Origin of the sequence: Halorhabdus amylolytica, from assembly GCF_004944975.1 — an archaeon.
Classification (GTDB): domain Archaea; phylum Halobacteriota; class Halobacteria; order Halobacteriales; family Haloarculaceae; genus Halorhabdus; species Halorhabdus amylolytica.
In genome coordinates, this window is the sequence record NZ_SPQG01000014.1 from 74,169 (window position 1) to 95,536 (window position 21,368).

At 64.4% G+C, this 21,368-nt stretch carries 22 protein-coding genes; 15 read left to right on the plus strand and 7 right to left on the minus strand.

The window, feature by feature from the left end; genetic code table 11:
* Positions 1–8: 8 nt before the first annotated feature.
* A complete protein-coding gene (gene tmcA / locus E3374_RS14650) occupies positions 9–2,270 on the minus strand; it encodes a tRNA(Met) cytidine acetyltransferase TmcA (RefSeq protein ID WP_136689705.1) in 2,262 nt (753 codons plus the stop codon).
* Positions 2,271–2,443: 173 nt separating this feature from the next.
* On the opposite strand from tmcA, the gene E3374_RS14655 reads away from it, so the two are divergent.
* From E3374_RS14655 to ndk, 5 genes are all read left to right on the plus strand, one after another.
* Entirely contained in the window at positions 2,444–3,904 is a 1,461-nt protein-coding gene (locus E3374_RS14655; protein WP_136689706.1) for a methyl-accepting chemotaxis protein, read from the plus strand.
* 234 nt (positions 3,905–4,138) lie between these two features.
* Positions 4,139–4,501, plus strand: a complete 363-nt coding sequence (gene rpl7ae / locus E3374_RS14660) for a 50S ribosomal protein L7Ae (RefSeq protein WP_136689707.1) — start codon at positions 4,139–4,141, stop codon at positions 4,499–4,501.
* An 11-nt stretch (positions 4,502–4,512) separates the two neighbouring features.
* Positions 4,513–4,740 carry a 30S ribosomal protein S28e gene (locus tag E3374_RS14665; RefSeq protein WP_135662860.1) on the plus strand — a complete coding sequence of 76 codons (228 nt, stop codon included), beginning with the start codon at positions 4,513–4,515 and terminating at the stop codon, positions 4,738–4,740.
* A complete protein-coding gene (locus E3374_RS14670; RefSeq protein WP_136689708.1) occupies positions 4,740–5,153 on the plus strand; it encodes a 50S ribosomal protein L24e in 414 nt (137 codons plus the stop codon). The genes E3374_RS14665 and E3374_RS14670 overlap by 1 nt, the downstream gene beginning before the upstream one ends.
* The gene (gene ndk, locus E3374_RS14675; RefSeq protein ID WP_136689709.1) at positions 5,153–5,635 is read left to right on the plus strand and encodes a nucleoside-diphosphate kinase; all 483 of its coding nucleotides are present in this window, start codon (positions 5,153–5,155) and stop codon (positions 5,633–5,635) included. The genes E3374_RS14670 and ndk overlap by 1 nt, the downstream gene beginning before the upstream one ends.
* Positions 5,636–5,727: 92 nt before the next feature.
* Here the strand turns inward: ndk and E3374_RS14680 are convergent, their stop codons facing one another.
* The 3 genes from E3374_RS14680 to E3374_RS14690 all read right to left on the minus strand — a co-directional run bounded on the left by E3374_RS14680 (position 5,728) and on the right by E3374_RS14690 (position 8,597).
* On the minus strand, positions 5,728–6,183 hold the full coding sequence (locus E3374_RS14680; RefSeq protein ID WP_136689710.1) for a universal stress protein: 456 nt from the start codon (positions 6,181–6,183) through the stop codon (positions 5,728–5,730).
* Positions 6,184–6,300: 117 nt separating this feature from the next.
* The gene (locus E3374_RS14685) at positions 6,301–7,323 is read right to left on the minus strand and encodes an amidohydrolase family protein (RefSeq protein ID WP_136689711.1); all 1,023 of its coding nucleotides are present in this window, start codon (positions 7,321–7,323) and stop codon (positions 6,301–6,303) included.
* A gap of 50 nt (positions 7,324–7,373) precedes the next feature.
* Positions 7,374–8,597, minus strand: a complete 1,224-nt coding sequence (locus E3374_RS14690; protein WP_136689712.1) for an HD domain-containing protein — start codon at positions 8,595–8,597, stop codon at positions 7,374–7,376.
* Between the two features lie 346 nt (positions 8,598–8,943).
* On the opposite strand from E3374_RS14690, the gene E3374_RS14695 reads away from it, so the two are divergent.
* The gene (locus tag E3374_RS14695) at positions 8,944–10,683 is read left to right on the plus strand and encodes a methyl-accepting chemotaxis protein (protein ID WP_169051873.1); all 1,740 of its coding nucleotides are present in this window, start codon (positions 8,944–8,946) and stop codon (positions 10,681–10,683) included.
* Positions 10,684–10,839: 156 nt separating this feature from the next.
* Here E3374_RS14695 and E3374_RS14700 read toward each other — a convergent pair whose 3' ends face one another.
* Positions 10,840–11,367, minus strand: a complete 528-nt coding sequence (locus E3374_RS14700; RefSeq protein ID WP_136689714.1) for a protein-tyrosine phosphatase family protein — start codon at positions 11,365–11,367, stop codon at positions 10,840–10,842.
* Positions 11,368–11,493: 126 nt separating this feature from the next.
* Here E3374_RS14700 and cofD point away from each other — a divergent pair, with 126 nt between their 5' ends.
* The 7 genes from cofD (at position 11,494) to E3374_RS14735 (ending at position 16,459) form a co-directional block, all read left to right on the plus strand.
* Positions 11,494–12,486, plus strand: a complete 993-nt coding sequence (gene cofD, locus E3374_RS14705) for a 2-phospho-L-lactate transferase (RefSeq protein ID WP_136689715.1) — start codon at positions 11,494–11,496, stop codon at positions 12,484–12,486.
* A 32-nt stretch (positions 12,487–12,518) separates the two neighbouring features.
* A complete protein-coding gene (locus E3374_RS14710; RefSeq protein ID WP_136689727.1) occupies positions 12,519–13,274 on the plus strand; it encodes a tRNA-dihydrouridine synthase in 756 nt (251 codons plus the stop codon).
* Positions 13,271–14,113, plus strand: coding sequence for a triphosphoribosyl-dephospho-CoA synthase (locus E3374_RS14715; protein ID WP_136689716.1), 843 nt, complete (start codon positions 13,271–13,273; stop codon positions 14,111–14,113). The genes E3374_RS14710 and E3374_RS14715 overlap by 4 nt, the downstream gene beginning before the upstream one ends.
* Positions 14,110–14,706: a DUF447 domain-containing protein gene (locus E3374_RS14720; RefSeq protein WP_136689717.1), complete on the plus strand. Its 597-nt coding sequence runs from the start codon at positions 14,110–14,112 to the stop codon at positions 14,704–14,706. The genes E3374_RS14715 and E3374_RS14720 overlap by 4 nt, the downstream gene beginning before the upstream one ends.
* 24 nt (positions 14,707–14,730) lie before the next feature.
* The gene (locus E3374_RS14725) at positions 14,731–14,922 is read left to right on the plus strand and encodes a 30S ribosomal protein S17e (RefSeq protein ID WP_136689718.1); all 192 of its coding nucleotides are present in this window, start codon (positions 14,731–14,733) and stop codon (positions 14,920–14,922) included.
* Positions 14,923–14,996: 74 nt separating this feature from the next.
* Entirely contained in the window at positions 14,997–16,034 is a 1,038-nt protein-coding gene (asd, locus tag E3374_RS14730; RefSeq protein WP_136689719.1) for an aspartate-semialdehyde dehydrogenase, read from the plus strand.
* A gap of 44 nt (positions 16,035–16,078) precedes the next feature.
* Positions 16,079–16,459 carry a hypothetical protein gene (locus E3374_RS14735; protein WP_136689720.1) on the plus strand — a complete coding sequence of 127 codons (381 nt, stop codon included), beginning with the start codon at positions 16,079–16,081 and terminating at the stop codon, positions 16,457–16,459.
* Positions 16,460–16,585: 126 nt separating this feature from the next.
* Here E3374_RS14735 and E3374_RS14740 read toward each other — a convergent pair whose 3' ends face one another.
* On the minus strand, positions 16,586–17,596 hold the full coding sequence (locus E3374_RS14740) for an NADP-dependent oxidoreductase (RefSeq protein ID WP_136689721.1): 1,011 nt from the start codon (positions 17,594–17,596) through the stop codon (positions 16,586–16,588).
* Between the two features lie 228 nt (positions 17,597–17,824).
* Positions 17,825–18,790, minus strand: coding sequence for a D-2-hydroxyacid dehydrogenase (locus tag E3374_RS14745; RefSeq protein WP_248299501.1), 966 nt, complete (start codon positions 18,788–18,790; stop codon positions 17,825–17,827).
* A gap of 215 nt (positions 18,791–19,005) precedes the next feature.
* On the opposite strand from E3374_RS14745, the gene E3374_RS14750 reads away from it, so the two are divergent.
* Both E3374_RS14750 and E3374_RS14755 read left to right on the plus strand, forming a co-directional pair.
* A complete protein-coding gene (locus tag E3374_RS14750) occupies positions 19,006–19,647 on the plus strand; it encodes a response regulator transcription factor (RefSeq protein ID WP_136689723.1) in 642 nt (213 codons plus the stop codon).
* 24 nt (positions 19,648–19,671) lie between these two features.
* Positions 19,672–21,036 (plus strand): NAD(P)/FAD-dependent oxidoreductase, encoded by a 1,365-nt coding sequence (locus E3374_RS14755; RefSeq protein ID WP_136689724.1) that lies wholly within the window; start codon positions 19,672–19,674, stop codon positions 21,034–21,036.
* Positions 21,037–21,368 lie beyond the last annotated feature (332 nt).

Below are 21,368 nucleotides of genomic sequence, written 5' to 3' on the forward strand. Positions count from 1 at the left end.
CAGTGGCGTCACTCGAATCGGCGCCGTTCCGAGTCGGCGCGTTCGTCGCCGTAGGCGGCGACCAGCGACTCGACCGCCGCGCCCAGGTCGCGCCTGCACTCCCGGCGGGAGTGATACCCCAGTTCGTCGGCGACCGTCCCCCAGGACCGTCGCTGGAGGGGTTTCATGACCAACAACCGCTCTGCCCGGGCCACCAACAACGAGGGGTCCTCGGGCGCGACGAGATGCCGGAGGGCGAGACGTGCGAACGCACTGGGTGCGGTGTCGTAAAGCCCCGCCCCGTGGGCCGAGCCGGCGAGCAGGCGCCACTCGGGATCTGAGAGGCCGAGGTTGGGCACCCCGTCGATCGTCCGGAGGGCTGCCCGGACAACATCGGGATCGAGTCCCGACAGCGGATCCGAGAGCGTCCCCTCGAGGCGGTCGAGGAACCACTCGGTGTGCCGTCCGAGCAGTTCCACCCCCGCGCTCGAAGTCGGAGCGAGCATGATCGCGGAGTGCTCGCCGCTGCGTTCGTTACGCGAGGTCGAGAGGTGGACCGCGTGATACCCGTTCTCGCGCCAGAACTCCACCAGTTCGGGCGTCGCGCCGTAGCCCGTCCCTAGCCAGTCGATATCGTCACCGAATTCGTTTTCGATCCCCTCAAGCAGACGCGATCCCAGCCCGCGTTCACGTACGGCGTCGTGAGTAGCGATACGCATCACGCGCTGGCCGACTGGGACGCCGGCCGCCTCGTCGCGCAACTGACTCGTCAACACGTCGGGGATCATGTTGCCCGCGACGCGGCCGCCCTCGTACATCTCGGCCCGCAGGTCGGCCGGGAGATCGCCCTCCCGAGCGAGCAACGCGACCGAGACGACGTGCCCGTCGCAGGTGAGCGCCCGCACGGAGACGTTCGGCGCGTCGAGCAGTCGGGCGAAATCGGCCGGCTCGGTTCGGTAGTGGGCGACGACGAGCAAGCCGAAAAGCTCCCGAAGGAGGTGTTCGTCGTCGAGCAGAGTCGACGGATCGAGTCGCCGGTAGGTCACGTTCTCGGGCGTCGCATCGGCGACCAACTGGTCGGCAGCGGGCGTCGCATCGAGCAACAGCGCACGGAACAGCCAGACCTCGATCGGATCGCCAGCGGCGTAGCGGATCGGCTCGTCCATCGTCCGCTCGGTCACCGCGAAGTGCGACTCGGCAAGGCGGTCGCGAAAGCGGACTTCGAAGCCCCGACCCGTCCCCTCGTAGCCCCGGACAGTCGTCGTGAACGCGACGGCTTGTGCGTCCAGACACGTCAGAAGCACGTCCACGGGAAGGGCAGCCGCCTCGTCGACGATCAGCACGTCGGCACTCCCCGCCCGATCGACCGCCGCGGTGGGCCGGGCGAAGCGGATCGAACCGTCGCCGATCCGGATCGGGAGGTCGTCGTCCGCGGACGATCCGGTGTCGCGATCGACCGGGTCTCCCCGTTCCGAACCGAGGTCGTCACGTAATTCGCGTGCCCGTTCGAGCAGTTCTGCGGCGTTCCGGCGTTCGGGGGCCGTCACGAGCACGTCCCGCCCGGCGGCAGCGAGACTCCCGGCGGCGAGCCCGGCGGCACTGGACTTCCCCCGGCCCCGGTCGGCCTCGATGACGACCGCCCGCCCGGATTCCCTGAGCGATTCGAAGGCCTGCAACGCGCCAACCTGATCGGCCGTCAGACACCGCCGATAGGCCGCCGCTGGGAAGGTATAGTCGTCCGGTATCGACAGGTCAGTCGTCCGGAATCGCGGTGTCGGGTCCGTCAGCCCCTCTCTCTCGACGGTCCCCGCGTCGGCGTCGAGGATCGCGATCCCTGGATGCGCGCGGAGTGTCGCCACGAACCGCCGCCGGAAGTGGCCAGTCACGTCTTTGGCCGCGAACGGCGGAACCGCGAGCGTCTCGTCGAAGCCGTCACGCCGGTCCGGCCATGCGTCCAGGGGCGGGGTCAACAGTACGACGAGTCCCCCACCCTCGACTGCACCGACGGCGCGAGCGATGGCATCGGGATCGAGCCCCTGGCCGGCGTCGTAGACGACGGCCTCCCGCGTTCGGCCCAGCAGCGCGTCGCTCCGGAACGGATCGAACCGTTCGCACTCGAGGAGGTCCTCAGGGCTGAGCAACGTGGTACGGCCCAACTCCAGATCGGCCGCGTCCACGACGGCCTTCAGTGTGCGCTCGCGGGCCCGCTGTCCGCCGGCAATCACTACCAGCCGCCGTTCGTCAGCTCTCCGGGCCTCCGCGCGAAGCCGGCGGACGATCGATGCGACCATCGCCCCACCGTAGATGGGACGGCTCCTTGGATGTGCCGAATTTATCGATCTCGGGGGAAATCGAAGTGTCTATCCCACATCCGTCGAATCGGGATGACATAGCGTTATCAGCTCGTATAACTGGACAGTTCACTTTTTATAAATTACGTGAGACGGCGGTCGTTGCTGGAACAATGAGCGCGGAACAACAGACCGAAGCCACGGATGTACTGTCACGGGACGGGTTGGTGAACGTCATCAGTCTGCCGGTAACCGTCCTCGATGCCGACGGGAACGCCGTCATATGGAACGATCACATCGAGGAACTCATCGGTGTCTCTCGTCAGAAACTTCAGTCCGCCGACAACATCGGTCGTCTCCTTTACGACGATCCATCACAGCTGATGCTCGCCGAGAAGGTCCTCGAAGCGCCGGATGACGCCCACCTCACGTTCGATGGCGTCGGGGTCGCCGAGGAGGAATACGCGCTGCTGGAGGGGGCCACCACCCCAGTCTACGAGGATACGTCGGCACTGGCAGGGGACATCTGGTTCATCGCGACGCCGATCTACGAGGACGGCGATCTCGTCGGCGCGATCGAGATCGTTCAGGACCTGGACGATTCGGCCCGTTATCGACAAGAGCGCGCGGAACTGCTGGAAGCTGTCGAAAGTGCCCTTCGGGCCTACGAGCGCGGGCGGTTCCAGGCCGACGTGAGCTTCGATATCGAGAACAGCATCCTGGATGGCGATCTGCTCGGTCTCGTCGACGTCGTCGAGGAAATGGGAGAGACGATCGATGACGTTGTCGACGAGATCGAACGTGACGTCGAGCAACTCCAGCGTTCGGCCGACGACATCGCGGAGTACTCCGAGGAGATATCGACGCTGGCGACCGGGCAATCCGACGACATGGGCGAGATCGCCACCGAGGTCTCGGACCTCTCGGCGACGGTCGAGGAGATCGCCTCGACGGCCGACGAGGTCGAGGAGACCAGCGAACGGGCGGAACGACTCGCCGAGGACGGCCGTGATTCGGCACAGGAAGCCGTCGCAGTTATGGAGGACGCCGCCGACTCCACCGACGACGTGGCCGAAGACGTCCACGCACTCCAGCAGCGCATCGACGAGATCGACGAGATCGTCGAAGTGATCAACGACATCGCCGACCAGACGAACATGCTGGCGCTGAACGCCTCGATCGAGGCCGCCCGCGCGGGTGAAGCTGGAGAAGGGTTCGCCGTCGTCGCCGACGAAGTCAAGAGCCTCGCCGAGGAGTCCCAGGAACACGCGAGCGACATCGAGGCGATGGTCGCCGAGATCCAGACCGAGACCGAGTCGACGGTCGCGAACCTCGAGCGGACGACCGAGCAGGTCGACGACGGGATCGAAGAGGTCGACAGAGCGATGACCCGCTTCGAGGACATCGTCGGGACGGTCAAAGAGACCGTCGACGGAATCAGCCAGGTCTCGGATGCGACCGACGACCAGGCTGCAAGCGCTGAAGAGATCGCCGCGATGATCGACGACGCACTCGAGGAAGCCGAGACCGTCGCCGAAGAGGTCGAAGACATCGTCGCCAACACGGAAGAACAGGCGGCGATGGTCCAGGAAGTCGAGTCCTCGATGGCTCGGTTGACCGACACCAGTCGGTAACGAGCGCCGAGATCGGCCGTGTGGCCCGCTCCCACGGGCAGGTGCCTTCGAAAGCGCTTTTACGTCCCCCGGACCACTTCAGGGTACAGCCTGCACGGGGTTGATGATGCTCCTAGCCATCTAGGACTTTCGCGCCGTCCCGTTCTCCGGGGCGGTGCCGGGATCGTTCCGTCCGGCGGGGCGATCTCGCACGGCGGGGGAGCGCGAGCCCACGTGCAGGAGGTGATCCAACCCATGCCAGTATACGTCGATTTCGATGTTCCCGCGGACCTCGAAGATGACGCCCTCGAGGCGCTCGAGGTCGCGCGAGACACAGGCCGAGTAAAGAAAGGAACCAACGAGACGACCAAGGCGATCGAGCGCGGCAACGCCGAACTCGTTCTCGTCGCCGAAGACGTCCAGCCCGAGGAGATCGTCATGCATATCCCGGAACTCGCCGACGAGAAGAACGTCGCATACGTCTTCGTCGGCCAGCAGGACGATCTCGGTCACGCGGCAGGCCTCGAGGTCGGCTCTGCGGCGGCGGCGATCGTCGATTCGGGCGACGCCGGAGCCGAGGTCGAGGATATCGCCGAGAAGGTCGAGGACCTTCGCTGAGGTGATCAGTTATGAGCGCTGAAGAGTCCGAAGACGACGGATCCACGCCCGCGGAGGTCATCGAGGTCGTGGGCCGGACGGGGATGCACGGCGAAGCCATGCAGGTCAAATGCCGCATCCGCGAGGGCGAGAACAAGGGTCGTATCATCACCCGTAACGTCCTCGGGCCGGTCCGCGAAGGTGACATCCTCCAGCTTCGGGAGACCGCCCGCGAGGCCGACGCCATCGGAGGCCAATAATGCCACAGACACGCGAATGTGACTACTGCGGCGCCGACATCGAGCCCGGTACCGGGACGATGTTCGTCCGGAAGAACGGCACCACGATCCACTTCTGTTCGTCGAAGTGCGAGAAAAACGCCGACCTCGGCCGCGAAGCCCGGGACCTCTCCTGGACGGAAGCCGGTGGGGCTACCAGCGGTGAATCACCCGAGGAAGCGTCGGCCGAGGAGGTCGAAGAAGAATCGGACGAACCAGCAGAAACGCAACCGGACGAGGAAGTGGAAGCCGCCGAATCCGGTGACGAGAACGTCGACGCCGACGAGGCAGACGCCGAGGAGGAACCGGCCGACAGTGACGAAGAAGAATCCGCGGCCGACGAAGCGGACGCCGAGGAGACCGACACGGAAGAACCGACGGAGGCTGATGCCTGATGAGTCATCACGACGAACGTACCTTCGTTATGGCAAAGCCCGACGCCGTCCAGCGGGGACTCGTCGGTGAAATCATCACTCGGCTCGAAGACCGTGGGCTAAAACTCGCCGGCGCGAAGTTCATGCAGATCGACGAGGATCTCGCCCACGAGCACTACGCCGAACACGAGGACAAGCCCTTTTTCGACGATCTCGTCGACTTCATCACTTCCGGACCCGTCATGGCGATGGTCTGGGAGGGTGCTGACGCGACCAGGCAGGTCCGTCAGATGATGGGCGCGACCGATCCCGCCGAGGCCGCACCCGGCACGATCCGGGGCGATTACGGCCTCGATCTGAGCCAGAACATCATCCACGGCTCGGATCACGAGGACCCCGGCGCCAACGAGCGCGAGATTGAGCTGTTCTTCGAGGAGGACGAACTCCTCGAATACGAACGCGCGGACGAACCCTGGGTCTACGAGGACGTCGGCGACCATTGACGGTTGCGGGCACCGTCGTTCTTTCTCATTTTCATAGCGATCAGCTATGGCACGATAGTGATACGTCCCCCGATCGTACCCGGCCGGGGACGCTACTCCTCGAATTCCTCGACATCGGGCGTTTCGCCGACTCGGATTGTCGTCACCGGAACCGGCGCTGTCCGGATGACGCGCTCGGCGACGCTTCCCAGCAGGAGTCGGTCGAGTCCGCCGCGGCCGTGAGTCCCCATCACGATCAGGTCCACGTCGTAGGATCCGGCGTAGTCGACGATCTCACGGCTCGGTGCCCCCTCAGTTATCTCTCCCTCGACCGGAACGTCTCCAGCGGCCTCACGGACGTCATCGAGCGCCCGTTCGCCCTCTTCGCGCAACATCTCCGTGATCGTCTCCCAGGAAGCCTCCATCGGCATCCGGCTCATCGTCGCCGTGTCGAGGATGTGGAGGGCGTGGATCGTCGCATCGTGACTGCGAGCCAGCCCGACCGCGTGTTCGATCACGCCTGCCATCCCCTCGGAACCGTCGGTCGGTAACAGGATCCGATCGTACATGGCTGTATGTGAACGTTTGTCACCGACCCGCTTAATTGTTCACCTCGTTCGACCGGACGCCACGAGCGGTTGCCGTCCGCTGTCCGGTCAAGTACTCACGGCCCGTCGAGAAGGCACTCACGTCCCGTCGAAGATCACGTCGCTCACGTCGGCGACGCCAGCACGGCGAACAACTGCACGGACGACATCCTCTGCGCCGGCGAGGTTGTCCGAGTCGCCGTCGAGGACGAAGATCCGGGCGTCCCGGCCCTCCTCCAGGACGCCGGCGTTCAGCCCCGCGATCTCCGCGCCGGCGACCGTCGCCATCCGAAGGACGTCCCGCGCGGAGATGTCGTAGAGTTTGGCGGCGAACTCCATCTCCCGGAACATCGAGGGGCTGTTGAGCATCACGTTGTCCGTCCCCAGCGCGACGGTCGTTCGGTCGAGCAACTCGGCGGCGGGAGCTGTCCCGACACCAGTGACGAGGTTCGAGCGCGGACAGAGGACGATCGGCGTGTCTTCGTCAGCGAGTCGTTCGAGATGTACCGCTTCGAGGTGAACCATGTGGACGAGGAAGTCGGGATCGAGATCCAGCGCAGGGTTGACGTCGGCGCTATCACGCTCGCCGGCGTGGATGCCAAAGAGTTTCCCGGCCTCGGCGGTCGCGGTCCGTTCGGCCCCGAACTCGCCGTCACGGGCGCCGCTGGCGCCGAAACCATCGGCAGCCTCCATAGCCTGGACCGTCTCGCGTCCGAGAATCACGTCCTCGATCGCGAGGCCGTCGAGTGCTTCCCGGATCGCTTCGACCCCCTCGACGCCACCTTCCCGGAATTCGAGGAACGCCCCGGTCCCGCTGTGTTCCATGAACTGTAACGAGCGGCGCATCGCATCGACGAGTTCCTCCCGACTCGCCTGCCGAAGCAGCCGGTGTTTCAGCCCGTCCGGCGGGGCGACGAGTTCGTCGAGGCTGAGTCCACCGCCGGCCTCCTTGGCGATCGAGTCACCGATGTGTGTGTGAGCGTTGACGAACGCCGGAAGGACAATTTTCTCGCTATCGGTGCGTGTCTCTTCGATAGCCGTGATCTCCCCGTCTTCGACGACCATCCGTCCCTGGATCGGTTCGAACTTTCGGCCGCGAAGAATCGTCCCTTCGAGTTGCATGTACCGGTACTGGGACACCAGTCCTCTTGAACGCCACCGTTCCGGGTGCCCTATTCAAACTCGTCGAGCGTCGCGTGGATGCCACGCGGCGCGTCGCTGACCCGCGCCCCGTCGATGTCGAGGCCCAGTGTACGAACGGCAGCGTCGCCGACACGTTCTCGAACGTCGTCGGGCGCGTAAACGCCCAGTCGCCAGCGATCGCGCTGGGCCGCTTGCAGCGCCCGCACGAGGGTCGATTGTTCGTCCAGCCGTCTCACAGTCCCGTTGACGAGTACGCGGGAACTCGACTCGGCCATCGACGGCGCGGTCGGCACGTCGAGAATGACTTCCGGCGGCTCGACGTTTGCCTCCTCGGCGATATCCCGCTCGCGCTCTCGAAGTTCCTCCTGAGGGAGAGCCAGCAACTCCTCGGGGACGGTACCCCGTTCGGCCCATACTGCTCGCTTATAGAGGTCCCGATAGGTGAGACGGCGCCCCATCTCGGCCGTCGACTCAGTCGAACGTAACGTGACGAGCAACTCCGCGTCGTCCATCCGCCGGAACGTCTCGGGATCCGTCGCCGTCTCCTCCAGCAGCCGGGCACTCGCCCGCCGGAGCATCGCCTTGGCGATGCGGGCGACGTGGTGGCTGTAGACCGTCGGCGTCATCAGCGCGCGCGCCAGCAGGAGACTCTCGGCGGTCTGGACGTTCCCCTCCGCGAGCACTAGCTCCCCGTCGCGAAAGCGTAACTCCCGGACGAGTCGCCCGTGATCGATCGTGCCGTACGGGACGCCGGTGTGATGGGCGTCCCGCGCCAGATAGTCCATCCGGTCGACGTCGAGGTCCCCCGAAACGAGCTGTCCGAGCTCACCTTCGCCGGCGACGAGATCGGCGACTGCGTCCGGGTTGAGGCCGTGCTCCGTCAGTACTCGCGCGACCGCACCCTCTCCGATGAGGTCGTGGACATCGTCGTGATACTTGCCAGTATGACGGTGGATCAGTCCTTCGACGTTGTGGCTGTAGGGCCCGTGCCCCACGTCGTGCAGCAGGGCGGCAGCACGGACGCGTTCGGCTTGTTGTCCCTCGATCCCCAGGTGCCCGAGTGTCTGATCAGCGAGATAGTAGACGCCGAGGCTGTGTTCGAAGCGGGTGTGATTGGCGGAGGGGTAGACCAGCGTGACCGTGCCCAGCTGGCTGACGTGTCGCAATCGCTGGACTGGCGGCGTATCCAGCAGCGACAACGCCACACCCTCGACCTCGATGTAGTCGTGGACGCTATCCTTGATCGTCTTCATCGTCACCGGGTACCTCCGGAGAGGTTTTAATGGTACCTTCGCTATTCCGCGTTTGGTTTGCCCGCAGGATTCGCGTCAGTCTCCCCTTTCGATTCCCGTTTAAAGGGTGTGTCACATGGCACCGACAACCATGACAGAAGGACGGTATCAAAACTCATCAGTTACGGGATCCGTACCACATATATCTATTGTGGATGAGAGTGAATCGACGAATAGAGGGTAATATATGGCAGACTCGCCGCAATCATCTTCGAGTAGTGGGTCGATACAGGCCGTTTCACGATCACTCGTTCCGGACTTCGTTCGGCGACGCTTCACACTCAAGTTCGCATTGATATTGATCGTGATGGGGCTCGTCATCGGCGCGCTCGGAGTGGTGGCGACCCAGAGCGTATCGGGACAGGTCGAGGAGAACGTCGAACAGGAGTATCGGGAACTGGCCGAACAGCAAGCCGGTGTCGTCGAAACGTGGGTCCAGCGGAACGCGATCGCGGTCAAAGTCACGGCAGAGAACGAGATACTGACCCGGACGGGGTCGGGAGCGGCCATCGACATGACGGGCTACCTCTCACGGACCAGCGGAAACCTCTACGGCATGCAGTCCATTTACGTTCTCGAACAGACAGAAGACTCGACCAGCGTCGTTGCCAGTCCACAACTTCCGGACGGGCAATCCCTGGCCGACGGTAAACGGGCGTGGATCGCGATGCAGGACCTGAGCGATCTCAGCGTCGGGAGCGCACGCGTCACGGACGTCCACGAAGTCGAAGGGACCCATCTGACGGCGTTCATCAGTCCCGTACCCGAGACATCCAATCGGTATCTCGTCGTGGAGTATGCAACCGACTCCTTGACTGAGGCACTGGGTCCCGCCGAAGGATCCGAACGCTTTACCCGCGTCGTCAACGCCGATGGGACCGTTCAGATCGCGACAGACGGCCGCCGACTGTTCGATTCCTACAGCGACGGGAGTGCGAACCAGTACGTCGAGCGTGCACGTACAGAAGTCGGTGTCGATGCGAACGCGGAGTCGGACCCATCAGTCCTCGACGAGCCCTACGTGGTGAGTTACGCACCGGTGCAGGTGGAGAGAGCCGGTGTCGATTGGGCAATCCTCGTTCACGAACCGCAGAGTAGCGCGTTCGGGTTCGTCAGAACCATCACGACCTGGGGGACAATCGTGACGTTCGGGGCTGTCCTGTTCATCGGTCTGCTGGGAGCGGTGATCGGCTTCACGACATCCCGGGACCTCAATCGCCTCAGGGAGAAAGTCGAGGAGATGGAACAAGGTAATCTCGACGTGGACATCCACTCCGGTCGGATCGATTCGATCGGCCGACTGTACGACGGGTTCGCGAGCATGCGCGACGCCCTTCGACAGCAGATCAACGAGGCCGAACAGGCCCGCAAGGAAGCCGAGGTCGCCCGTGCTGAGGCCATGGAGATGAACGATTACCTCCAGTCCAAGGCCAGGGAATACAGCGAAATCATGGAAGAATGTGCGGCAGGCGATCTCACCAGGCGGATGGAAACTGACGGCGAGAACGAGGCCATGGACGAGATCGCCACGGACTTCAACAACATGATCGAGGAGTTAGAGAACACCACTGGCCAGCTCAAGCACTTCGCCGACGAGGTCGAGGAAGCCGGCGAAGTCGTGGAGGTTTCAGCTGCGAACGTCCGTGATGCCGCCGAACAGGTCGCCGACTCCATCCAGCACATCTCGGACGACGCCCACGAACAACAGGAGCAACTCGAGGAACTCGCGTCGACGATCGACGGGATCATCGAACAGCTCGAATCAGTCGACGATCCTGACGTCGAGATGCCCCTCGATCGTCTCCGTGACGTGACCGAGATGATCGAGGCCCTCGCTGAGTTCATCGACGAGACGATGGCTGAATCCGAGAACGTCGCCGGTGCGGCCGAAGAACAGGCTGCAGAACTCACCGAGGTCTCACAGCAGGCTCAGAACCTCACCCGGTACGCCAAACCGCTCATGGATGTCCTCGACAGCTTCGAGACCGAGTCCAAACACGAGTTCTACTATCCGACCGGGCCTGGGTCTCCCCCGAGCGACGAGTGAGAACCGAACGGCGGACCGTCCGATCTGACGCCGGATATGTGTTATTGCCCGGCTGAGAGGGTTACTGACGTTCCCGATTGTCTGGAAACTGATACACCGATTCGCTTTGTCATCGTCCAGCCGCCGTGGGCATTCAGTGTGAAGCCCGCCGAGTCGTCATTCGACAGCGGCGAGACACTCGAGCAATTCCTCCTCGGTGACGTTCCCGTCCTCTACGGGTTCCTCGGGGAATCGGCCCATCTCCTCGACGGTCTCGATCGCCGACTCGGGCTCGTATTCCCGTCCGTCGACCAGCCACGCGGCCAGAACTTGTCCCGTTCGTCCCAGTCCCGCGAGTCCGTGAACGACAACTGGCGACTCTAGGCGCACGGACTCCTCGAGGAACGGCAGGATCGACTCCTCTAGGACGGCCTGGTGACCGAGCCGTCTGTCCAGCAGTGGCGCGTGGAGAACGTGCTGTTCGCCGAACGCCGCGGCGTATCGATCGAGATTGTATTGACACCCTTCGGCATCCGCCCCCGGAACCAGACAACAGACACGTTCGATCTCCCGCTCGCGCATGAAGTCGATCCAGGCCGAGACGGCCGTCTCGTGATCAGCGGCCGTGTGCCAGCCCGGCGCAGCCGCCCCGTAAACGTACGCTTCACCGGGGGCGGCCGGCGCGAACCGATACGCGTCTTCCATATCCGGGTAGCAAGCCCCCACGGTCATGAGTCTATGTGCCCAATTCTCAGGATTGAAAGTGAAATCGGGTTGATGACTTCGGCGGGCGTGGACACGCTTATCAGGGCAGTGCGCCCAACGGGCGGTATGGTCACGTTCCTCGCCGGCGGGACCGGAACGCCGAAACTCCTCGCCGGTGCCGGCGGTGTCTTTCCGTCCGGGGAGACGACCGTCGTCGCGAACACGGGCGACGACGTGGAACTGGGCGGCCTCCTCGTCTGCCCGGACGTCGACACGTGCCTCTTCCAGGCCGGTGACGTCCTCGATACGGACACATGGTGGGGGATCGCCGACGATACCGCCGAGACTCACGAGTACGTCCAGTCTCTCGCTGAGAGGGCAGGCCTCCAGAGCGGTCCGCGATACCTCCCCGACGAGCGACAGACCACCGGCCGCGAACTCGCCCGCTGGCGGCGCTTCTCCGCGGTGGGGGAGTTCATGCACATCGGCGACCGCGACCGGGCGATCCACCTCACGCGAACGAGTCTCCTCGACGAGGGGCACTCCCTGACTGAAGTAACGCGTCTTCTCAGCGATGCGCTGGGTGCCGACCGGGAGATCCTGCCGATGAGCGACGATGCCGTCGCATCGATTGTCCACACGCCCGGCGGCCCGATGCACTTCCAGGAGTTCTGGGTCGCCCGTAACGGTGAACCGGACGTCGAGTCTGTCGAGTTCCGGGGCGCCGAGCACGCGACGGCGACCGACCCGGTACTGGATGCACTCGCGGAGTCGGTCGTTATCGGACCCTCGAACCCGATCACGAGCCTCGGGCCGATGATCGCGATCGACGGGATCGCCGAAGCACTTCAGGAGACGCCCGTTGTCGCCGTCTCACCGTTCGTCGAGGACCGGGTATTCTCCGGTCCTGCGGCGAAGCTGATGGAAGCCGAAGGGTACGAATCCTCGACCGCCGGCGTCGCCGAGGTTTACGCCTTCGTCGACGCGTTCGTCCTCGACGAGGCGGACGGCACCAACCTCGACAGACCGACCGTCAGGACGGACACCACACTCGACACCGAGGCGGACGCCGCGCGGGTGACCCGTGCTGTCCGGGAAGCTCTGGAGGTGGTGACGTGAGCCACGCGGATTCGCTTCCCTTCGAGCCGCGGATGGCCCTCGCCAGCCTCAGCGGAGAGTCTGACGCCGAGTGGGCACGGGCGGCCGTCCCATACGTCGGCGCAGCCTTTCTCGGCGGACTGGCGGTCGACGAACCGAGCCGGGAGGCCGCCCGCCGGATGGTCGAGGATCGCGATCGCGAGGAGTTTCTGCCGGCCGATCCCGTGGCGTTCGCCGAGGCGCAACTGGTTTCGCTTGCGGACGTCCCGCTTGTGGCCGGCCTGAACGTCCGATCCAGCACTCTCGGTCCGCTTGCGACGGTCGCGAGTGTCTGTGCCGATCACGGCGCAATCTGTGAGATCAACGCCCACTGCCGCCAGGACGAGATGTGTGCGACCGGCGCGGGGCAGTCACTGTTGACCGAACCGGATCGTCTCGCGGCACAGGTCACAACCGCTTCCGAAGCCGGCGCGAAAGTCAGCGTGAAAGTCAGAACGGAAGTGCCAGGCGTTGACTTGCCGACAGTGGCGCGGCGGATCGAGGATGCCGGGGCCGAAGTGATCCACGTCGACGCGATGGACAGCGAGGGGCGCATCGCCGAGGTCGTCGCAGCGACCGATCTGTTCGTGATCGCCAACAACGGCGTCCGCGATCGGGCAACGACACGCGAGTACCTCGCCTACGGCGCGGATGCAGTCAGCATCGGGCGACCGAGCGACCGGCCGACGATCCTCGACAGGGTTCGACAGGCGACCGAGGAGTGGTTTGATTCCGAACGCGAACGCTCCGCCGGGGAGGTCCAAGCGTGACGCGAACGATCGCTCAGCAGGCCGAACTCGCGCTGTTGCTCGAGGTTGGGACCACTCCGAAGCCGGGTAACGTGGACCGTCACCGGGATCACAACGAACTGCACTTCGAGCACTTCCTCGCGGGTGCCGTCGGGGCGAGTGCGGGGCTGGAGGCGCTGGCCGATCCCGACGGTCCACCGATCGGGGTGGCTTTCGAGCGTGCCGTCGAAGGGATGAGCGACCAGTCCGGCGGCAACACCCAGTTCGGCGGCTTGCTGTTGCTCGCGCCGCTCGTCCGGGCCGCTGCACTGGGAGAATTGACGCCCGACCGCGCGCGACGGATCGCCGAGGGGACGGGCGTCGAGGACACCGTCGGGTTCTACCGGGCGTTCGAACACGTCGACGTGGCAGTCGCCGATCCACCCGAGGACATGGACACCCTGGACGTCCGCCGCGGGAGCGGCGCTGTCCCAGCGGTTCGACAGCGAAATCTATCGCTGTACGACATCATGGAACGCTCGGCCGATCACGACGGGATCGCCCGCGAGTGGACCGGGAACTTCGAGCGGACGTTCGACGCCGCTGAGGCCATCAAGACTCGGGATGGTCCCGTCACCGACCGGGCCGCGGCGATATTCCTCGACATGCTCGCAGCCGACCCCGACACCTTCGTCGCGATCAACCACGGGGAGGAAGTGGCCGAAAACGTCCGGGAACGCGCAGCGGCCGCCCGCGACGGCCGCGTCGATCCAGGCACACTCGCCGAGGAACTCATCACAGAGGGGATCAACCCCGGAACGACCGCCGACCTGCTCGCCGGGGGATTGTTTGTCGCCCTTCTCAGGGGGGTCGACGTGTGAGCGCTGACTGGCCGATCGATCTGCGGGGCGTCACCGAGTCCGTCGTGACCACGCCTGGCCCCGAGGGGGCGTACAACGTCGCCGCGCTGGGTTTGCACGCCGATGACCCGGTGACGGCGCGGACCTGGGGACGGACCCGGACGCGGCTGAACTTCGATCGCGAGAGCGAGGGCTACGTCCAGTTCACCCGCGATCCCGTCGACTTCGTCGAGGCGGCGCTGACTGTCCGAGAAGTCGAAGACCCTGTCCTCGATTCAGCCGACGCCTGGACCCGTGTTTTGGTCGAACGCCGAGAGAACGGGACCCAGGGCGGGACAGAGTGGATCGACTGGGAATTGCGACCGGTCGAGACCGCAGTCGAGCGGCGGGTCGTCCCGACGATCAATCGCGGGCATGCGGCGGTAATCGAGGCGACGGTGGCGGCTTCGCGGCTGGACGTCGAGGCGTACGACGACGAGCGTCTCCGTGATCGACTGTCGTACTTTGCTGACGTGATCGAACGATGTGGTGGCGAACGCGAACAGGCGGCCCTCGAACGTCTTGGAGGGGTCGTCAAACTTCCCGACGAGGACTCCCGTTTCGAATCCTTTTAGAGGCCCAACCGGCAAGGATTCGGCATGGCAATCAAACCCGCCTACGTCAAGAAGACCGCGACGACGCTGCTGGAACGATATCCGAAGGCGTTCTCGACGGATTTCGAGCACAACAAAGAACTTGTAACCGAACTCACCAACGTCGAGTCGAAGGGCGTCCGCAACCGAATCGCCGGCTACGTCACCCGCAAGAAGGCCGGCGGCGTCGAAGCCTGATCTCTGTCTCCTCTCGTCTCGGACCCGCCGGCGATCCAAACAGTTTTGACCGGTCCTAGCCCAAGCCTCCAGTCATGCCAGTAACCGTCGGTATTCTGGGCGCGACAGGCGCCGTGGGCCAACGACTCGTGCAGTTGCTTGACCCGCACCCCGACTTCGAGATCGCTGCACTGACTGCCAGCGAGGATAGCGCCGGGAAATCCTATCGTGAGGCCGCCAAGTGGCGAATCGACGTGCCGATTCCCGATCACGTCGCCGAGATGACCGTCGGCGCGACCGAACCCGACGCCGTCCCGGACGACGTGGACCTGTTGTTCTCCTCGTTACCCTCCTCGGTCGGGGAACGTGTCGAACCCGGCTTCGCCGAGGCGGGCTACGTCGTCTCCTCGAACTCCTCGAACTTCCGGACGGATCCCGACGTTCCGCTCACTATTCCGGAAGTCAATCCCGATCACGTCGATTTGATCGAGGTCCAGCGCGACGGTCGCGGGTGGGACGGCGCACTGCTGAAAAACCCCAACTGCTCGACGATAACGATGGTCCCACCGCTGGCGGCTTTACAGGAGGCCTTCGGCGTCGAACGCGTCGACGTCTCGACGTTGCAGGCCGTCTCCGGAGCGGGCTACTCGGGCGTCACGTCGATGGAAATCATCGATAACGCCATTCCGCACATCGGTGGCGAGGAGACGAAAATGGAGACCGAATCCCGCAAACTGTTGGGCGAGTTCGACGGTGCCGAGGTCCACTGGCTCGCAGCGGACGTCGCGGCCTCCTGCAACCGGATCCCGACGCTGGATGGCCACCTTGAGAACGTCTGGGCGGACCTGAGCGAGGACGTGAGTCCGGAGGAAGCTGCCGAGGCGATGGCTGAGTACCCCTCCATGGACCTCTATAGTTCGCCCGATCCGCTGATCAAGGTCTTCGAAGAGCCGGACCGACCCCAGCCGCGTCTCGATCGTAACCGGGCCGAGGGCATGCAGATCGGCGTCGGCGGAGTCCAGGCGACTGAAACTGGCGTCCAGTTCAACTGTCTGGCCCACAACACGCTGCGTGGAGCGGCCGGTGCCAGCATCCTCAACGGCGAGTTACTGGTCGAGAAGGGCTACGTCTGATACACGACACCAACTGTTTTCACGAACCGGGGAGAGGGGAAAGCATGGTCTCCCGTGAAAACACCGTCTACGGAATCGCCGTCGTCGGGGCATTCGCACTGCTCATTGTGATCGCAGTAGCCTCACCGCCGGACTGGCTTGCGGGCTTGGGGCTTCTCGGGTATTACGCGGTCGGCGTGGGCGCCGGTCATTTCTACCTGGCTCGTCGCGGTGAGGCAGGTGAACTCACTGTTGGCTCTCACTGGCGATTTCTCGTCGCGTTAGGCTGCTGGCTCACACTTGGTGCGTTTGCTCTCTTCGGCCCGGATTGGCAAGTCCGAGGTCTCGAAACAGACGCATTGCTGACCGTGGCCGGTCTCGTTGTTCTCCTCGTGTACTGGATCCTGGAGGCCCGTGACGGGTACGTGGCAACTCGACCCTCCTGAAGTGCTGGCCGTCCGGTCGGCGTTTCGAGCATGTGTCACGTCGATTCAGTCGACCGTTGAGCCCCCGGAACCTTGTCTTGGCAAGAATTACGAACGGCCGGAAACCGACCGCAGGCAAAAACGAGACTATTCCGAAACGGCAACAACCTGCTTGCCGATGTTGTCGCCCGAAAACAGGCCGAGAAACGCCTCGGGCGCGTTTTCGAGCCCCGAGACGGTCGTCTCCCGGTGGGAAATGTCCCCTGATGCGACCCACGCCCCGAGTTGCTGGCTGGCCTCCTCGAAGCGGGTCGCAAAGTCACCGACGAGGAGCCCCTGGACCGTCGCGCGTGACGCGATAAGTTGCGGGAGTTTCCGAGGGCCGGTCGGGACGCCTTCGTCGTTGTAAAATGCGATCTGTCCACAGACGGCCACTCGCGCGTCAAGGTTTAGTTTCGTGAAGACGGCGTCGGTGATCGGGCCGCCGACGTTGTCGAAGTACACGTCGATGCCGTCGGGCGCTGCCTCGTCGAGCGCCGTCCGATAATCGTCGACATCCTTGTAATTGATTGCGGCGTCGAAACCAAGGTCCTCTGTGAGCCACTCGACTTTCCGTTCCGATCCCGCGAAGCCGACGACCCGGCATCCGTTCAACTTCGCGATCTGCCCGACGACGGACCCGACTGCGCCGGCCGCACCCGATACAACGACTGTCTCGCCCGGTTTGGGGTCGCCGACCTCCAGGAGTCCGAAGTAGGCTGTTCGTCCGGGCATGCCGAGTACGCCGAGGTATGCGGGAAGGTCGGCGATCGACGGGTCGACAGGTGCAACGTCGTCGGCGTCGAGGACTGTGTAGTCGGCCCACGTGCCGCCGCCCGTCACGAGGTCGCCCTCGTCGTAGGCGTCGCTATCGCTTTCGATGACCTCACCGACGACGGCACCCTCCATCGGGTCCCCGACGTCCCAGGGTTCGGCGTACGATTCGGCGTCGCGCATTCGTCCGCGCATGTACGGATCGACGGAGAGATACCGGACCCGAACCAGTAGCTCGCCATGTCTGGGTTCGGGTACGTCGGTCTCCTGCAGTTCGAAGCTTCCCATGTCGGGTTCGCCATCAGGACGCTGAGCGAGTATCCACTCGCGATTCGAATCTCGCATACGGACGTTTCTCGCTCGACAGCAAGGAACATTGTGTTTCCAACAACCGCTGACGAGCGAACCGTCGTGTCGATAGCGAGCGTTCGAGTAGCCAGGGGAGATGAGATGACACCGGGGAGCCGACGTATATCGCCACCGAGAGCTGGGGGTGTCGGTCCGGGAGGAAACGACTGAAATCGGACGATCGAGCCCGTTACCCGAGGTTTGATGTCGGATTCCCTGTCGGCGTCACGCGACTCGGTTCCGTAACGAGTCTGGATCGCCCTCGTCTAGAATCGTCTCGACGTTAGGCGCCACGATGTCGGCCAGCCGCTCGAAGTACTCCGCGGTGTGTCCGGACTGGTGGGGCGTGACGAAGACGTTCTCGAAGTCCCACAGCGGATGGTCGTTCGGGAGTGGTTCGGGGTCAGTCACGTCCAGCGCCGCCCCACGCAGGTGGTTGGCACGCAGGGCATCGACCAGCGCCTCCGTCTCGACGATCGGACCACGTGCCACGTTGACTAGTACCGCGGTCGGAGGCAGAGTCGCCAGTTCCTCAGCGCCGATCAGTCCCCGAGTCTCCGCTGTCAGCGGCGTGGCGATCGCGACGTATTCCGTCCCGGCAAGTGCCTCGTGGATGTCCTCGAAGCCGTAGACTTCGTCGGTCGGGCCGCCTTTCTCGGGTGTGTGCCGGACGCCGACCGTGGTCACGTCGAAGCCCGCCAGGCGGTCGGTGACCGCCCGACCGATCGCACCCATCCCGATTATCGCGACCCTGCTCCCGGCGAGTTCCCGCGACTGGAAGGCCCGCCACTCGTGGTCGCGCTGCTGGCGACGCGCCTGGAAGAATCCGCGGGCGAACGCCAGGAAGGAGCCGATGACGTGCTCGGCGATATTGGGTCCGTGCACGCCCGAAGCGTTCGTCACGGCGATCCCCCGGTCGGCCATCGTTTCCAGGGGCAGATGCTCGTACCCCGCGGCGGTACAGGCGAACATCTCCAGTGACTCGGCACGCTCTAGCAACGACTCCCCGATGTTTCCCCCGGTGACGATCGGCGCTTCCTCGATCGCCTCCCGTTCGTCGCCCGGGGTCCGGGCCGCCGCGATAGACACGTCGTCCAGAAGTCTATCCCGCAGCGCCGTTGCGTATTCCCGACTCGGTATCCCGTGAGGCTTTCCGCGCAGGACGAGCACGTCCGGGGAATCATTCGACACGGCCGACCCTCCAATGACTCTCGCGTTCACGATCGGACATACCCAACACGCGGTGTCCGAGAGCAAAAAAGACTGGTGCGCTCTCACCAACCACCCCCGAGTCAGCCGTAGAACCATGAAACAGCCTCAAAAATTGTTAGGGCATCGTTTGAACGGTCTCGAACGATCAAAACAGTAAACGGGGTTGAGGTCCGTCCGGATCATTCGCTTTTCCCATGGGCGAGTCAGTGACGGTCGCTATCGTCGAGGACGATCCAGACGTTCTGGAGCTCCATCGTCTTCGACTGCTCGAGGAATACGACGTGGTGACGATCGCCGACGGCACGGAAGCACTCCATCGGATCGAGGACGAGGATGTCCTTCTACTGGATCGGCGGTTGCCGGGTCCTGACGGTGACGTCGTCGCACGGCGATTGCGCGCCGAAGGCTATCAGGGCGCGATCGCCATGGTGACGGGCGAGCGCCCGGAGCCGGCCGTCGCGGACCTCCCGGTTGACGACTACGTCATCAAGCCGATCGATCGTTCCGAACTCCGGTCGCTGGTCGATCGCCTGCTGACGCGTCTCGACGCACCGGAACCCGTCCGTGAGTGGTTCGCGATGGTGTCGCGGCGAGGCCGGCTCGAAGACGCCAACGACCGGATGCACCTGTCCGACTCCAGCGCCTATCAGTCGCTCGTTCGCAGGATCGACCGCCAGTATCGCCAGATCATCGGCGACGCTGCCTCCCACGACCGTATCGCCAAAATGGCCGGAAACACGCTGGACCCGACGATCGGTCTTCCGGACCCCGTCGACGGGCCCAGGAGAAACGCCCGATCGATCGAAGCGACGCCCGGTCCAGGACAAGAGCTTTAAGGGACATCAGATCGCGGTAGCGGTATGGAGCGAGCAGACGTCGCGATCGTCGGCGGTGGGCCGGCTGGTTCCTCGGCCGCCCGTGCCGCCGCGAACGCCGGGGCCGACGTAGTCCTCGTCGAGAAGGGAGTCCCGCGGAGCGACCGGGACGAACTCGGACCGGACTCGACGGACGCGGCCGGTATCCTCGACTACTGGGTCGACATCATGGACGAGGATCCGTCGGCGATCCCCGAGGACGTGATTCTCAGCGAACTCGAAGGGGCGACCTTCCACGGTCCCAGCGAGTCGGTCACGCTCACCGACACTGGGATCGACGCCTCCTACGACGGCTTCGGTTTCACCGTTCACCGGGCCCGCTTCGACGACTGGATACGTGAACGGGCCGAGAACGCGGGAGCCGATTATCGCGTCGGGACGAGCGTGAAGGAAGTCGAGTCAGACCTCTCCGGGCCGTCTCCGGTACACGACCTCATGCTTGCCGATGGGGAGACGATCCGGACCGACGTGATCGTGCTCGCCGACGGGCCCCAACGCACCGTGACACTTCCTGTGCTCGATCAGTTCCTGCCCGACGACGAGAGTGCAGACACCTATCTCTCGCCCGATCGTGCGAACCACATCGCGTACCAGGAACATCGTCGGATGCCCGAGGAGTTGTTCGACCCCGACCACATCGAGTTCTGGTGGGGCGTCATGCCCGGTCACACGGCTTACCCCTGGATTTTCCCCAACGACGAGCCTGTGGCGCGTATCGGACTGACGATGCCGATCGGGCTGGACATCGACGACGTGACCGACCGGGAGTCCTATGCACTCCTCGATCGCGATGACGACGCAGTCCCACCGGGCCGTATCTATATTCGCCGGTTGCTCGAACGTGAGTTCCCTGAATACGACCTCGAAGACTTCCCGATCGTCGAGGACCGCGGGAAACAGTCCGGGACCGAGGCGTATCCGATCTCCTCGACGCGCCCGATCGAGTCGCCGACGGCCGCCAACGTCGCTGTCGTCGGCGGGGCAATGGGAGCGACCTCCGCCTTCCACGAGGGTGGCGATCACGTCGCCATCCGGACAGGAAAAATCGCCGGACAACTCGCCGCGGAAGGCGACCTCGGCAGGTACAACGACGCCTGGAAAGAGGTACTCGGAGACGAGATCCGCCGGAACGTCACCTTTGCCGATCTCGTCCGTGGCATGGAACCGGCCGACTGGGACCGCTACTTCGGAATCATCGATCGGATGCTGCAGACTGACGGCACGCGCAAACGGCAGGCGTTGGCCGCTGGAATCGATGGGATCGGGATGTATCTGCGCTATCGGCGCAAACGGTGGTCGTTCCGCGGCGATCGGTACGTCCAGCTCCGGGAATCGGCGTACACGATCTGAACACCGCGAAGCGCTTTACTGTCCGCGGCGAGAAATTGTTCCTGCGTGCCTCAGTCCCCGCCCGAGTGTACCCGCAGTGGTGCGATGACAGCGCGGCGAACCCGGGCACGCGACATCGCCAGGCGGCTTGCGCCGTTTCGGCAAACGGAGACGTCTGACGACGCCTCCCGCGCTTCCGGCTACCGCCGGTCGCGCATTCGGGGACGCCTGACGGCGTCCCCCGCCTCGGCGGTTACCACCGTCTCGGCAACTGGTCGCCCTTCCGGCGACCTGCACTCGCGGCATCCGCCGCTCGTGCACCTAGTTGCCTCACGGCAACCCGCCTCGGCGGC